This window comes from Polycladidibacter stylochi, from assembly GCF_001562055.1.
GTDB classification, from domain to species: Bacteria; Pseudomonadota; Alphaproteobacteria; order Rhizobiales; family Stappiaceae; genus Pseudovibrio; species Pseudovibrio stylochi.
Map to the genome: position 1 here is coordinate 23,833 of NZ_LLWE01000035.1, position 13,662 is coordinate 37,494.

At 46.9% G+C, this 13,662-nt stretch carries 14 protein-coding genes and 3 tRNA genes; 12 read left to right on the forward strand and 5 right to left on the reverse strand.

Features of this window, described 5'->3' with window-relative positions; all coding sequences use genetic code 11:
• Positions 1 to 346 precede the first annotated feature (346 nt).
• Positions 347 to 421 (reverse strand) — tRNA-Thr (locus AYK67_RS14435).
• Positions 422 to 536: 115 nt separating this feature from the next.
• Positions 537 to 611: transfer RNA gene (locus AYK67_RS14440), tRNA-Thr, on the reverse strand.
• 349 nt (positions 612 to 960) lie between these two features.
• Here AYK67_RS14440 and AYK67_RS17275 point away from each other — a divergent pair.
• The 8 genes from AYK67_RS17275 (at position 961) to AYK67_RS14475 (ending at position 6,886) form a co-directional block, all read left to right on the forward strand.
• A complete protein-coding gene (locus AYK67_RS17275; RefSeq protein WP_173645125.1) occupies positions 961 to 1,101 on the forward strand; it encodes a hypothetical protein in 141 nt (46 codons plus the stop codon).
• A gap of 268 nt (positions 1,102 to 1,369) precedes the next feature.
• A complete protein-coding gene (gene murA, locus AYK67_RS14445) occupies positions 1,370 to 2,659 on the forward strand; it encodes a UDP-N-acetylglucosamine 1-carboxyvinyltransferase (RefSeq protein ID WP_068088318.1) in 1,290 nt (429 codons plus the stop codon).
• A 205-nt stretch (positions 2,660 to 2,864) separates the two neighbouring features.
• Positions 2,865 to 3,287, forward strand: coding sequence for a DUF2948 family protein (locus AYK67_RS14450; RefSeq protein ID WP_068088322.1), 423 nt, complete (start codon positions 2,865 to 2,867; stop codon positions 3,285 to 3,287).
• A gap of 127 nt (positions 3,288 to 3,414) precedes the next feature.
• Positions 3,415 to 4,725 (forward strand): histidinol dehydrogenase, encoded by a 1,311-nt coding sequence (gene hisD, locus AYK67_RS14455; RefSeq protein ID WP_068088325.1) that lies wholly within the window; start codon positions 3,415 to 3,417, stop codon positions 4,723 to 4,725.
• A 14-nt stretch (positions 4,726 to 4,739) separates the two neighbouring features.
• Positions 4,740 to 5,267 carry a UPF0262 family protein gene (locus AYK67_RS14460; RefSeq protein ID WP_082735847.1) on the forward strand — a complete coding sequence of 176 codons (528 nt, stop codon included), beginning with the start codon at positions 4,740 to 4,742 and terminating at the stop codon, positions 5,265 to 5,267.
• Between the two features lie 2 nt (positions 5,268 to 5,269).
• A complete protein-coding gene (locus AYK67_RS14465; RefSeq protein ID WP_068088328.1) occupies positions 5,270 to 5,725 on the forward strand; it encodes an arsenate-mycothiol transferase ArsC in 456 nt (151 codons plus the stop codon).
• Between the two features lie 250 nt (positions 5,726 to 5,975).
• Positions 5,976 to 6,194: a translation initiation factor IF-1 gene (infA, locus tag AYK67_RS14470; RefSeq protein ID WP_068088330.1), complete on the forward strand. Its 219-nt coding sequence runs from the start codon at positions 5,976 to 5,978 to the stop codon at positions 6,192 to 6,194.
• A gap of 59 nt (positions 6,195 to 6,253) precedes the next feature.
• Entirely contained in the window at positions 6,254 to 6,886 is a 633-nt protein-coding gene (locus AYK67_RS14475) for a Maf family nucleotide pyrophosphatase (protein WP_068088333.1), read from the forward strand.
• Positions 6,887 to 6,909: 23 nt separating this feature from the next.
• Here the strand turns inward: AYK67_RS14475 and AYK67_RS14480 are convergent, their stop codons facing one another.
• Positions 6,910 to 7,284 carry a hypothetical protein gene (locus tag AYK67_RS14480; protein WP_068088336.1) on the reverse strand — a complete coding sequence of 125 codons (375 nt, stop codon included), beginning with the start codon at positions 7,282 to 7,284 and terminating at the stop codon, positions 6,910 to 6,912.
• A gap of 450 nt (positions 7,285 to 7,734) precedes the next feature.
• Here AYK67_RS14480 and yacG point away from each other — a divergent pair, with 450 nt between their 5' ends.
• The 3 genes from yacG (at position 7,735) to AYK67_RS14495 (ending at position 10,031) form a co-directional block, all read left to right on the forward strand.
• Entirely contained in the window at positions 7,735 to 7,953 is a 219-nt protein-coding gene (yacG, locus tag AYK67_RS14485) for a DNA gyrase inhibitor YacG (RefSeq protein ID WP_420800606.1), read from the forward strand.
• A gap of 187 nt (positions 7,954 to 8,140) precedes the next feature.
• Positions 8,141 to 9,742 carry a bifunctional metallophosphatase/5'-nucleotidase gene (locus tag AYK67_RS14490; protein ID WP_068088339.1) on the forward strand — a complete coding sequence of 534 codons (1,602 nt, stop codon included), beginning with the start codon at positions 8,141 to 8,143 and terminating at the stop codon, positions 9,740 to 9,742.
• Positions 9,743 to 9,955: 213 nt separating this feature from the next.
• Positions 9,956 to 10,031, forward strand: a tRNA-Phe gene (locus AYK67_RS14495).
• Positions 10,032 to 10,099: 68 nt separating this feature from the next.
• Here AYK67_RS14495 and AYK67_RS14500 read toward each other — a convergent pair.
• The gene (locus AYK67_RS14500; RefSeq protein ID WP_068088342.1) at positions 10,100 to 10,483 is read right to left on the reverse strand and encodes a VOC family protein; all 384 of its coding nucleotides are present in this window, start codon (positions 10,481 to 10,483) and stop codon (positions 10,100 to 10,102) included.
• Between the two features lie 129 nt (positions 10,484 to 10,612).
• Between AYK67_RS14500 and soxR the strand changes: the two genes are divergently transcribed.
• Positions 10,613 to 11,122 (forward strand): redox-sensitive transcriptional activator SoxR, encoded by a 510-nt coding sequence (soxR, locus tag AYK67_RS14505; protein WP_068088345.1) that lies wholly within the window; start codon positions 10,613 to 10,615, stop codon positions 11,120 to 11,122.
• A gap of 6 nt (positions 11,123 to 11,128) precedes the next feature.
• On the opposite strand, the gene AYK67_RS14510 is transcribed toward soxR, so the two are convergent.
• Positions 11,129 to 13,600, reverse strand: coding sequence for a M12 family metallopeptidase (locus AYK67_RS14510; protein ID WP_162265119.1), 2,472 nt, complete (start codon positions 13,598 to 13,600; stop codon positions 11,129 to 11,131).
• Positions 13,601 to 13,662 lie beyond the last annotated feature (62 nt).

The window sequence follows — 13,662 nt, forward strand, 5'->3', positions numbered from 1 at the left end:
TATATAACCTATTGAATTAATTGGTTTATCAATACTCTTGGTGGGAGTAGTTTGTAGCTTTTTAGAGTTATCGACCAAGGTGTCGAATTAGGCCTACAACCCAAAGGCGCGTAGTGGATAAACTGGCGAATAATGCCCTATTTTAGGTATACGTAAAAGAGAGTTTGCCTATTGCTGGCTCATATCTAAGCAGGGAGGCGAACCGCAGCAACAATTATACGCACACTTATTGTGTGAGAGTAAAACGAGGGCTGAAACTGGGTTGATAATGGAGTAGGGCGCATACGGAAACAATATGTCACCAATCCCTAGGGCTAACAGATAGAATTTTAAGCTGATTGTTAGATGGTGCTGCCGAGAAGATTTGAACTTCCGACCTCTCCCTTACCAAGGGAGTGCTCTACCCCTGAGCTACGGCAGCCAATAATCTTAAAATACGTGAAAACCGTATTAAATTAAAGTGGTTTCCAAGTATGAATTTTAGAAACGACCCATAACGCTCTCGCGTCGGGATGAAATCTAAAATACTAGGGAAATGGTGCTGCCAGAGAGAATTGAACTCTCGACCTCTCCCTTACCAAGGGAGTGCTCTACCACTGAGCTACGGCAGCATCTTCATTTCTCAAGGCAACGGCCTTGGAACGAGGAGGCTTATGTCACACAGCTTCTTTTGGTGCAACCTTTTTATTTACAAACCTTGTGGAAATTTCCGCACTCCCAATAGAAGTTTTATATATACAAATAAAATCAGTTAGCTACCCGCAGAATCCTGATTTTTATAGGCGTCTTACACTTACCGGGCTTGACAGCAACGTCAGTCATTACAAGGCTTTACGTGCTGAGCCATAAAGAAGCCATATAAAGTGTGTTTTGGCTATTTGCCTTCAACTCCGATTGGCCTTAAATGACAGGATGCTAAAACGAGCCGCACGATGAGGCGAAGAGGTTAAGGTGACGATAATGGCAACAGAAGACAAGAGCTCAAAGCAGGCAGAAAAAGCAAAAACACAATCGAAGACAGCTGCAGAAGAAAAGGCAGAGCGTTTGGCTAAAGCTCTTAGAGATAACTTAAAACGTCGAAAACAGGCTGCAAAACCATAAAATGCCAATGAGCTATTGTTGAATGCATAATATCTCGAAAGTGCCGCAATCTGGACAATTTGCATACAAATTCATCGACGAGCATTGCATTGACGTTGAGCAGTAAAAGCATCAAATCACATCTGCACAAACGTAAAACAATATTTTTTTTGTGGTACAGCGCACCATTAAGCAAGGATGACTTGCAGCGCAACCGGTTAAAGTGATAGGTGACAGCGCTATTAATTATGAGCATGCTGGGCATTTAGGGAACGGGGCATAAAAACGAATGGATAAAATTCGCATTGTTGGCGGTAATGAGCTGAACGGAACAATTTCCATCTCAGGGGCAAAAAATGCAGCTTTGCCTCTTATGATTGCAAGTTTGCTGACAGATGAAACGTTAACATTAGAAAATGTGCCTCGGCTACGCGATGTGGCGCAGCTTACGCAAATTCTTTCCAATCATGGGGTTGATTACTCCGTAGATGGCAAGCGGGCAGGGGAAGATCCGTTAAAAGGCCAGACCCTACACCTAACTGCAGGTCGCATTGTTGACACCACCGCACCTTATGAATTGGTTTCAAAGATGCGTGCCAGCTTCTGGGTTATTGGCCCTTTATTAGCGCGCATGCATCAAGCGCGCGTATCCTTGCCCGGTGGCTGCGCAATTGGCACACGCCCCGTAGACTTTTTTATCGATGCTCTAGAAGCAATGGGCGCTGATATTGAAATTGACAAGGGCTATATTCTTGCAAGCTGTTCTGGTGGCTTAAAAGGAGCTCACATTGTTTTTCCGAAGGTCTCTGTAGGAGCAACGCACACCGCACTAATGGCTGCGACACTGGCACAAGGAACAACAATTCTTGAAAATGCCGCGCGTGAACCAGAAGTTAGCGATCTTGCTCACTGCCTTGTCGGCATGGGCGCGAAAATTTCAGGCATTGGAACCGATAAGCTGGTAATTGAGGGTGTTGATCGCTTACACGGGTATCGTCATTCAGTTATTCCTGATAGAATTGAAACCGGAACCTATGCCATGGCAGTGGCGATGACGGGCGGTTCGGTTTTGCTCGAAGGTGCACGTGAAGAGCTGATGGAAAGTGCCCTTGACGCCATCCGCAAGACCGGTACACAAATCACACAGACCAACGAAGGCCTGCAAGTCACGCGCACCAATGGCGGTATCCAGCCTGCCGATATCTCTACCGAACCTTTCCCTGGCTTTCCGACAGATTTACAAGCACAATTTATGGCTCTGATGGCCCGGTCAAAAGGGACCTCTCGCATAACAGAGAATATTTTCGAAAATCGCTTTATGCATGTGCAAGAATTGGCCCGTCTTGGTGCGCGTATCCAGCTGGATGGTCAAGTGGCAACCGTTGAGGGAACAGACCAGTTGCATGGGGCCCAAGTCATGGCAACCGACTTACGAGCATCAGTTTCGCTTGTAATCGCTGGTCTTGCTGCCGAGGGCGAAACAACTGTAAGCCGAGTTTACCACTTAGATCGTGGTTTTGAGCGCCTTGAGGATAAACTGTCTAGGTGCGGCGCACAAATTGAACGCATCAGCGCTTAGTATTTTCGAATAGATCAAACAAAACCCAGAGTCTTTCCGCTCTGGGTTTTTTATGTAATCGTAAGGCCATTAGAAAACGCATTGCAATTCGATGCATTCAAACAATATATAATATATGCAGTCGCGTTTTGAGCGTATGCGTGTTGGATATTGTGCAATCGTTCGCTTGACAGGTAGCGTTAGATTTAAGTGTTGAGGACCAAATATGAAACTTCAGGCCTTGGATTCAGAAGACCTTCAAATAATAGCAACATACACTCAAGATGGTCTTTTGCTCGTAGGAGAGGTGCAATACTTACCCAAAGAGAAAACGCTCATCATACCAATGAATAGGTTTGCCTGGGAGAACGAGCAAGAAGGTACAAAAACGCACGAGCGCCACCGCTCGGTTCTCACCATTAATCGTGTTGAAGCATTGAAAACGCAAAATATCGATCAAAGCAAAAAGCAAACAATTCTGTCTCTACTGACGATTGACTATGTCGAGAACTCAGGGCCTTCAGGTGTGATTAACCTGGTATTTGCAGGGGGAGCGGTCTTGGCTGTCGGTGTTGAATGCATCGAAGTTCAACTGGCTGACATGGGGGCGGCCTGGCAAACGGATAACTTGCCTCATCATAATGTTTAAGCAATAACAATTTATAGCATACATTTATTTGCGTGAAATCATCATGAAAGGCTTGCATTTCATCTCGTTTGGAAAATAGATAGTGACCTGTAATTATTAACACTGCCAATAATGGGAAATATGTATCGTGGCTATAAAACTCTCCTCCGTAACTCCAGGATTTGAAGACGAAGTTCAAAAACTGCTGTCCAGCAAGCGTGAGGTGTCAGTTGATGTCAACCATATTACCCATGAAATACTAGAGGATGTGCGCAAGCGTGGCGATGAGGCCGTTTTGGAATATACCGCACGCTTTGACCGTCTAACTGCAAATACGATGCAAGAGTTGCAGGTGAGTGAGGCCGAGATTGAGGCGGCTTGTGCGCAAATTCCTCGCAAAACCATGGATGCATTGCAATTGGCATGCGATCGTATCCGGGCGCATCACAAAAAACAGCTACCGGAAAATCAGCGATATAAAGATGCTATTGGTGTTGAGCTTGGCTCCATATGGACCCCGGTCGAATCTGTGGGTGTCTATGTTCCCGGTGGCTTGGCTTCCTATCCTTCGTCAGTGCTAATGAACGTTGTGCCGGCAAAAGTTGCAGGTGTTGAGCGTATTGTCATGGTTGTTCCAAGCCCGGATGGCGAGCTGAACCCATTGGTGTTGGCAGCGGCAAAGCTGGCCGGAGTAAGTGAGATTTATCGAATTGGTGGAGCTCAAGCCGTGGCGGCACTCGCTTACGGTACGCAAACCATTGAGCCGGTCTGTAAAATTGTTGGTCCCGGCAATGCCTATGTTTCCGCAGCTAAACGCCAGGTATTTGGTACAGTGGGCATTGATATGATCGCAGGCCCCTCCGAGATACTGATTATCGCTGATGAAAAAAGTGACCCCGATTGGATTGCCGTTGACTTGTTGTCTCAAGCTGAGCATGACCCTGTCGCCCAGTCGATTTTAATCACGAACAGCCGCCGCTTGGCTTTGGCCGTTGAAGAGGCTGTCGAAGAGCACCTGAAGACTTTACCTAGAGAGAAAGTTGCGCGTGCCAGCTGGGATAATTACGGAGCAATTATCGTAACAAGAGATTTTAGGGAGGCGATGCAGCTTTCTAATCGTTTTGCTCCGGAACACTTGGAACTGTCCCTCGAAAAACCCGATGATTTGCTACCAATGGTTAAAAATGCCGGCGCGGTATTCATGGGTTCATTTACGCCTGAAGCCATAGGTGACTATGTAGGTGGTTCAAACCACGTGCTGCCTACAGCGCGGTCAGCAAAGTTTTCTTCTGGCCTGTCCACATTGGAGTTTGTAAAAAGAACATCCATATTGCGATGCAACTATGATAATTTAGCGAAAATTGGGCCTGCAGCGGTAGAACTTGCCGAGTGTGAGGGGTTGCATGCACACGCCAAGTCAGTTTCTATTAGGCTCAGTAAGGCAAGTAAGCCCAACTGAGGCATTTTGCGGTCATGAACGATCAGGACAAACAGCCCTTGAACACGGATGATGGCTTTAAGAGCACAGCAGGCACGAGTGAGTGCCTGTTTGAAGTGGTTCTTGACCGCGATTCAATTGCACGCTCCAATAAAGATATCGAACGTGAACGCAAAGTGGCTATCTTTGATCTGGTCGAGGAGAACTATTTCTCGCCAGTCGGTAGTAAAGCGGGGCCATATCGCCTGGATATCTCGATGGTTCAGCGCAAGCTCGTTTTAATGATACGTGATGAGCAGGGCTTGGATATTGCATCACATATTTTATCGCTGACCCCGTTACGCCGCATCATAAAAGAGTACTTTGTTGTTTGCGATTGTTATTATGATGCCATCAAGTCGGCCTCCCCAAGCCAAATCGAGGCCATTGATATGGGGCGACGCGGCCTACATAATGATGGCGCGACAATATTAGAAGAGCGATTAAAAGGAAAAGTGGCGGTTGATCACCAGACTGCGCGTCGTCTGTTTACCCTTATTTGCTCTCTACAGCAGCGGGGCTAAAAATGGACGCCCCCATTCATAAACATCCAAGTGCAATTCTATTTATGTGCCGGATGAATGCTGTGCGATCGCCAATGGCCGAAGCTGTGACCAAATTGATGTTTCCAGGCAAGGTTTATGTTCGCTCCTGTGGCGTTTTCGCAGGAGATAGAGACCCTTTTGTCGATAGTGTGATGGAAGAGCTTGGGGTTGATATGAGTGAACATACCCCGAAAACCTACGAGGATTTGGCGGAAGATGGCTTTGAGTTGGTGGTCACTTTGGCGCCCGAAGCTCACCATATGGCACTGGAGTTAACACGCACCCAAGCCGTTGATGTAGAATACTGGCCAACTTTGGATCCCACATTGGCAACAGGGAGCCGCGCCCAGATATTAGATGCATATCGGGGGGTGCGGGATACTTTAAAAAAACGCTTGCTCAAAAGGCTGGATTGGCATCCACAGGGTGTATTTTAATCCAAACAGGGTTGGAAAATCAGTTGACCATTCATTTTTAGCTGGTGCCAATTGATTCTTGGCTCTATGTATGTGGCGTTGGCTACACTTTGCAAAAGAAATACAATCAAAAGTCAAATCCCTAATTTTTCAGTGGCTTTTCGGGGGTATCTGCCAAGTGTTGACCAAGAACGAGTAGAGAGCTGTTCACTTTTTTCTGGTAATGGGTTAGGTTCCGCCGGAAATTTAAGAAAACCATTCAGGAAACCATATGGCTAAAGAAGAAATGCTGGAGTTCCCCGGCGTTGTAACCGAGCTACTTCCAAACGCGACTTTCCGCGTTCAGTTAGAAAACGACCACGAGATCATTGCTCATACTGCTGGGCGTATGCGTAAGAACCGTATTCGTGTTCTGGCCGGTGATAAGGTGCTGGTTGAAATGACACCGTACGACCTGACCAAAGGCCGCATTACCTACCGCTACAAATAAGTAAACATACATACGGTTTACGCTAGTAGAATTTGTGTAAACGGGCGAGGGAATCCGCAATGGCTAATCAATCACTGTTGGTATTGGCATCTGGTTCGCCAAGACGGCTGGACCTACTCCAGCAAATCGGCATTGAACCCGATTTTTTATTGCCAGCAGATATTGATGAAGAGCCCATGCGCGGCGAGAGCCCTCGTGCGTTGGCCCTGCGTTTAGCCATTGGCAAAGCAGGAACAGCCAGAGCACTGCTCGCAAATGATGCACAAAAGCAAGAGGCTTTAGTGCTGGGTGCGGATACTGTCGTAGCGGTTGGCAGGCGTATTTTGCCAAAAGCGGAAAACCACGAGCAGGCTCTTGCATGTTTGCAACTGCTTTCTGGCCGCGTGCATAAAGTTTACACCGGCATAGCTGTTAATAATGCAGCCGGAATTTCACGCTCAAAACTGGTTGAAACCCGTGTTCGTTTCCGCCGCTTGTCACGACAGGATATGAATAACTATATCGAAACTGGCGAGTGGCAGGGGAAAGCGGGTGGCTACGCCATACAGGGCCTTGCTGGCAGTTTTGTCAATAAGCTGGTGGGTTCGTACCCTGCCGTTGTTGGTTTGCCATTGGCTGAAACCGCTAATTTACTCTCCGGGCTTGGCTACCAAACTCAAGCAAACTGGCAAAACGCTATAGAACTCGCTTGATTGAATACAAAAGCAATATAGTTTTAGCGCACAAAACCACCGGTGACCACGTAGTAAGCAGGTACGAATTTTTCAAGCGCTTCACGTAGTGCTATGCTTGCTGTTCCAGATACTGCTAAGCTTTCAGGTAAAAGCGCCTTTTTGAAGCTGGCTTCGTAGTACTTTGCAAACCACCTTAAATGGACAATTGCTGCTTGGCTTTCACTAAACGAGGTAAAGATCTGGCAGTGCTTACCGTCCTCGGATAAATACCAGACGAAGGCCAATGTTCCAGGCTGCTCGTCTTGTGAGCGCTGCAACATCTCTTTCATTAAATTCTCGAAAACTTCCGGGTCTTGCGTCAGGCAGCGGCAGGTAAGGGTCCACGAAACTTCATTGTTTTTCTGTTGTTCACTCATGGTCTACCTACTTTGCTAAATTCATCTAATGGATCGAATTCAAATTAACCTATGTATTGAAGCGGTTACCTTGCTAACGCCAAGTTTTGCCTACAAATATATATGAGCAGGATTTACCAAATGAATAAACAAAAAAACGCTTAAAATGCTTTTTCACTGTTGTTTTCCTTGGGAAAAAGCAAGTGATTATCCTAGAATAACAAATTCTTCCAATAATCATGTCCTCAAGCACTGCCATCAATAACAATTACACAAAATAAAGGGCCTTGAATACGCGCTCTATGATAGCAAACTGGCTTTGCAATTAGCTGTTGTTCCCATGGCATTGGCAGAATGTAAATACTTAGCTATGAAAGCTCAAATGAAACTGTTGTTTCCCCCTAAAGGAAAACCACTCTATTACTCTTGAGTGAGTTAGACACCAGTAGAACGAGAAGAAGAGGTGTGATAGTGGCCGATAAAGCAGTAATGCGTAAAAAGCAAAAACCGAAATGTCCTATATGTAAACAGCCGGCAACAGATGGTTTTAAACCCTTCTGCTCGGACCGTTGTAAAAACATTGATTTGAACCGCTGGCTCTCGGATTCCTACGCCATACCTGCATCAAGTGAAGAGCAAGACCCGGAAGAGTTGATAGCACAAATGATACAATCACAAGAACAACACTAGTTACATTGACTGCCTTGGATTGAAATTTTTTCCACTATAAGAAAAAAATAGCTACTTAGCCGGATAATATTCTTGCCACTGTCATGTTTCTTCTTAACATTGTGCAGCGAAGAACAGGATCGGGTTGAAGTGTTCTTCAAAAAAACGCAACTATGGAACACTGAAATTCTTACGGGGAGTTTTAAGAATGAAGAAAATACTATTAAATGCCAGTGCTCTAGCGCTATCTCTTGGTTTGGCTGCACCAGCACTTGCTGACTATGACTTAACGATACTTCATATAAACGACCTTCATTCCCGAATTGAACCAATCAACAAATATGATTCTGGTTGTTCTGATAAGAACGCGGCAGAAGGTAAATGCTTTGGTGGTATAGCCCGCTTAAAAACAAAACTGGATGAGCGCCGCGCAGCACTTTCATCTGAGGGCAAAAATTTTGTAACTTTGGATGCCGGTGACCAGTTCCAAGGTTCACTGTTTTACACCACGTACAAAGGTAAAGCGGCTGTAGAATTCATGAACTTGCTCGGCTTTGATGCCATGGCAGTTGGTAATCACGAGTTTGATGATGGTCCTAAAGGTCTGGCCGATTTTATTGCAGGTGCCAAGTTCCCAATTCTTTCCGGTAATATCGATGTCAACAACGAACCACTGCTGAAAGGAAAAGTGCCCGGCACGCTAATTTTAGAAAAAGGTGGTCAGAAAGTCGGTATTATCTCTGCATTGGCTGAAGATACCGACGTAACCTCTTCTCCTGGTAAAGGTGTACGCTTTATCATGGCAGAAGACTACCTCAAGGGAGCGGTTGACGCGCTCGAAGCTGCAGGCGTGAATAAAATTATTGCCCTCACGCACGAAGGCATAACCCGTGATAAGCAAATTGCGGCCTCTGTATCTGGCATCGACGTTATTGTGGGGGGGCACTCGCATACGTTGCTTTCTAATACCCAAAAACGCGCTAAAGGTCCTTACCCTGTACTGGTGAAAAATCCTGAAGGCAAAGACGTTCCAATCGTTCAAGCATATGCCTATGGTAAGTTCCTGGGTGAAATTGCTGTAAAGTGGGACGACAATGGAGACGTCATCCAAGCAGCAGGCGAGCCAATCCTTCTTGATGCTTCTGTAGCAGAAGATAAAGATGTGAAAGCGCGTGTTGCTGAACTTGCAGCACCAATCCAAAAGCTGAAAGAACAGGTTATCGGTTCTGCCGCGGCGACAATTGATGGCAGCCGCAACTCCTGCCGCTCTGGTGAGTGCGCCATGGGCAATCTTGTAGCCGATGCAATTCTTGAAGCGACGAAAGATCAGGGCATAGAAATAGTAATCCAAAATGGTGGCGGACTACGTGCATCTATTGATGCAGGTAAAGTGACCATGGGTGAGGTTTTGACCGTTCTGCCATTCCAAAACACGTTGGCAACCTTTGAAATGAAAGGGGCCTACATCAAGGAAGCCCTGGAAAACGGCGCATCTAAACTGGAAGAGGGCGCTGGCCGCTTTGCACAAGTTGCTGGTATCAAATATTCCTTCGATGCTTCTAAGCCTGCAGGTGAACGTATCGTTGCACTGACTATGGCAGATGGTTCGCCAATTGATGAGGAAAAAGTATACAAAGTTGCCACAAACAACTACATGCGCGGTGGTGGCGATGGCTACAAAGTCTTTGCTGAACATGGCGAAAACGCCTACGACTACGGTCCAGGTCTTGAAATGGTACTTGCAGACTATCTTAAAGCCCATAAAGACTATCAGCCAAAACTCGATGGTCGCGTAACAGCAGTTAAATAATTCTAGGCTTTTCTAGATGGGAGAGGGGGCTTCACGCCCCCTTTTCCTTTTGGGTAACTTGCTCAAATCTCAAAGTTTTCACGTTTTTAGCCGATAACCAAAGGGCTTGTTGAAAAGTGTGTCTTTGGCTTAAATGCCTCTAGACAAGTGCGAATGGCTCTCCTATAAGACGCTCACTTCTTACGGCGGTGAACAAATCGCTGCAAAGCAAGTGCCCGGATAGCTCAGTTGGTAGAGCAGCGGATTGAAAATCCGCGTGTCGGTGGTTCGAATCCGCCTCCGGGCACCACTATTTTCCATAACAATAAAATGGTTTTAGGCAAAGCTTAGCCGGATAGATGAATCCTTTAAGCTGTCCTAGCCATAGTTGACGACTTCAAACTCTATGCCGTCATGGTCATAAAAATAAAACCGGCGGCCGGGTTCATAATCGGCATGATTCATGGTTTTAAATCCTGAAGCCAAAATACGTTGCTCGGTCGCGTCTAAATCAGCCACCACCACGGCTACATGGTTTAAACCATTGACCATTTTTCCCGGGTTACTTCCTTGTGCTGGTGCCGATTGCGGTTTGTAAACCACCAGATAACTGTTTTCATTACCCACATGAATAGAATGTCCATTATCTTTGGCGCTGCCCTGCCAGCGAATGTGCCAGCCAAACCAATGGCAAAGATTTTTGGCTGAGCGCTCAGGGTCACTGACAGTAATATTGGCATGTTCTAAAAACGAGGATGTCATGGTGCTCACTCCTGTAGCTATGGTTTGATGCAGCAATGAATTCTGCACTTCAACAAACTGACACTGATATTTGACAGGTCGTGATAGGCTTTCTAAATGTTAAAGTTAACTTGAAGTCAAGAGGTTTTGATGTCCGCGATTGACGATAGATCCCTAAAAAATGAAGGACCTTCGAAAAACGAAGTGATGAGCATAGGTGAACTCGCCGCGCGTACCGGCCTCACCACATCGGCCATTCGTTTTTACGAGAGCAAAGGCCTTATTGTGGCCGCACGCAGCAATTCCGGTCAGCGCCGCTTTATGCGTGCCGATATCAGGCGGCTATCGCTGATTCTGGTTGCGCAGGAATTCGGTTTCACTCTGCCGGAAATAAGAGAGTATCTTAAAAATATACCCAGTGGCCGTGCGCTGAGCAAACAGGATTGGGCGCGTTTAAGCAAAGAGTTCAAGCAGCACCTTGAACAGCGTATAGAACGCATGACCTTACTACGCGACCGGCTCGATAGTTGCATCGGCTGTGGTTGCCTTTCTATGGAGCAATGTCACCTCTACAATGCAGGTGATGCAGCGGCCAAGTATGGCCGTGGCCCGCGCTACTTGTATGGCGATAAAGTCCTAAAGCCCCAAAAAGAAGCCTGAACTAACTCAATTCACAACGGCAAATCGCTTGGCAAAAGGGTTTTGGATAATAGGGCCGTCAGCATCATTCCTATCGTTGCCGCCCAAGCCACCCGATCCGGAGAGAATAAACTTGTTATCGTAAGAATTGCCGATCACCAGTTCTAACTCCTCATTACCATCCACATCAGCGGGCACCAGAGCCGTTATTTTTTGATCACTGTGTAGGGGGTAGAACTCGGACAAACTCTCCGTATAGCCGCCAGAATTAGTGCGGCGCATAAGGGTCAATCGCCGTTTTTTAGTGAGGGTCGGGTAGGCTTTTGCCAGTAATAAATCTTCATCGCCATCCCTATCAAAGTCCATAAAGGCTAGTCGGTTAACCCACTCTCGATCCAGCCAGTTCGCACCAATAACACCATGGTTTTGCATCTCGTCTTCAAAAGCGTCATAGTGATACAGAAAAACGCGGTTATTGATGCTTGCCCTTCGGCTAATCGCAACCTGCGGCACCATTCCATCAAAATCCGGACCACTGGTAATAGCTATATCTGTCGCCATGGCCGTATCGCCCCATCCGTGGCCACCATCGCTGAAATTGCGAAGCCTTTGCGTGCTACCGGCAAACATGTGCCTTAACAACCTTAAAAACGCATAGCGTACCTGACCTTGCTTGGTGCTATCTGTTGCAATGACAAACTCGTGCTCCCCTTTGCCATCCAGGTTTCCAACGGCAACTCGATTAATTCCAATGCCTGGGAAAGCTCCTCTGGCATGCGCCGTTTGCTCAAACGTGTTATCTTGCCGCGAAAGCTTATAGACCATAAGACTATCGGGACGGCGAGCACTCTCTTCTGCCGGTTGCCCGCGATTCTTGGCATTACTAACAATGACAAGCTCGTCCTTATGGTCATCCCCCAAAAAGCCTTGCTCGAAATTATAAAACATCACCTGCCGCACATGGTATTGTTTTGCCCAGCCCTCACCAATTTTTTGCTTAACTTCAAGCTTGCCTTTTTCTAGGTCTTTTGCAGGATCAGAGTTTTTATAATCAAAAATGATTGCGCGCATATTCACCGATTGCTTGCGCCCAATCACCAGCTCCAGCTCTGGGTCATCATCGATATTACCTAAAGAAACAGAGGTGGCATAAGCGCCATCGCCCCAACCACGGCCATCATCCCACTGACCGCGCATAGGCTGCCAGTTGTTCCAGGGCTCATAAATCTGGATACGCGCCAACCCTTGCTTTTTAGCATCTCGCACCACCACCACCTCTGGCTGACGATCACCGTTAATGTCGCCGACAGCAATGTCGGTGGTGGAGATTTTATCCCCCCATTCTCGCCCCCCTATGGCCGAGTAAAAACCGGGATACATGGCTAGCAGTCCATCCAAATCACTATTGCTTAAAATGGTCCCGCCCATGGTTTTACCATTACAATCCGAGACACAGCTCAGGGTTTTGGTACCCTTCTTGGCCCCAGAGTCGCTACGGTAATGCATAATCGACTCATAATCATAAGGCCCCCAGTAGGGCACATTTTCCAACTTGGTGAAGTTGTGCTCCTCTAATGAGCCATCAAGATTTTCGCGATGAAACGTCACGTGCATGTTACGGTCGGGGCGCACATGCTCGTGATAAACTCCAAGCGCATGCAACAACTCGTGCTGTACGGTGCGCTTGCCGCGGCCAATGCAATCGGGCCGCAGTTCCAGCAATTGAACGCCGCCCACCATGCCAATGGCCGAGCTGCCGCAAGAGCCGGTACTGTTGTGTTTTACAATTCGCACCAAATTGCCGTCTTGCGGATCGTTTATTTGTCCGTGGCGTACATGGTCATGGGGGAGAAAGGTAATATTGGTTTGCAGCTCTATCGCGGTCATTTCACTGCGAATAAATGCCTGCTGATCATCTGTAAAATGCGATTTCTCTATTTCGTAGCGCACCACCCCGTTGGGCCATAAAAGCCGCGAATCCGCCGCCCACACCAATCCTTGTCGCTGGGTGCGTGTACCGTCCAGATTTAGCTGTACCATACTGGTATAAGGTGTGGGAGCAAGGCGTTTGCCGGCAAAATTGGAATGGCCCGTATAAATCGAGCTGCGCACACCCTTCGCGTTTTGGGCAAGTAAATCAGCCTCTAAGCCTAAGTCAACATCGCCCATAGCAATGGCGCGGCCATTACGCAACGTATAGGAAATACGCTGTTGTTTGTTGGAAAAAGGTAACTGAATGAGTGCCGATTTAATCGGTTTTGGCGTGCGCTTTAAAAAATGTAAATGTCGGCGAGAACTTGCCGTTTGGCTACAATCATGTGTAATCCGCTTGAAATATCGCTTATGCCCCTTACTCACAACGCCGATGATATAATCACCCGCTGGCACATGACGGAAAACCACGTTTTTTAGCTTAATGGTGTGCTGGCTACTTTGCACGCCTTTAGCACCAAATGGCACAATGAGTACCTTTGCTGGCCATTCATTGGGCTCCACCATATTGCTCTTAAATGAGTGGATCATACTGCAATTGGCTTGGGCCGTGCCCAAGGCTATTGCGA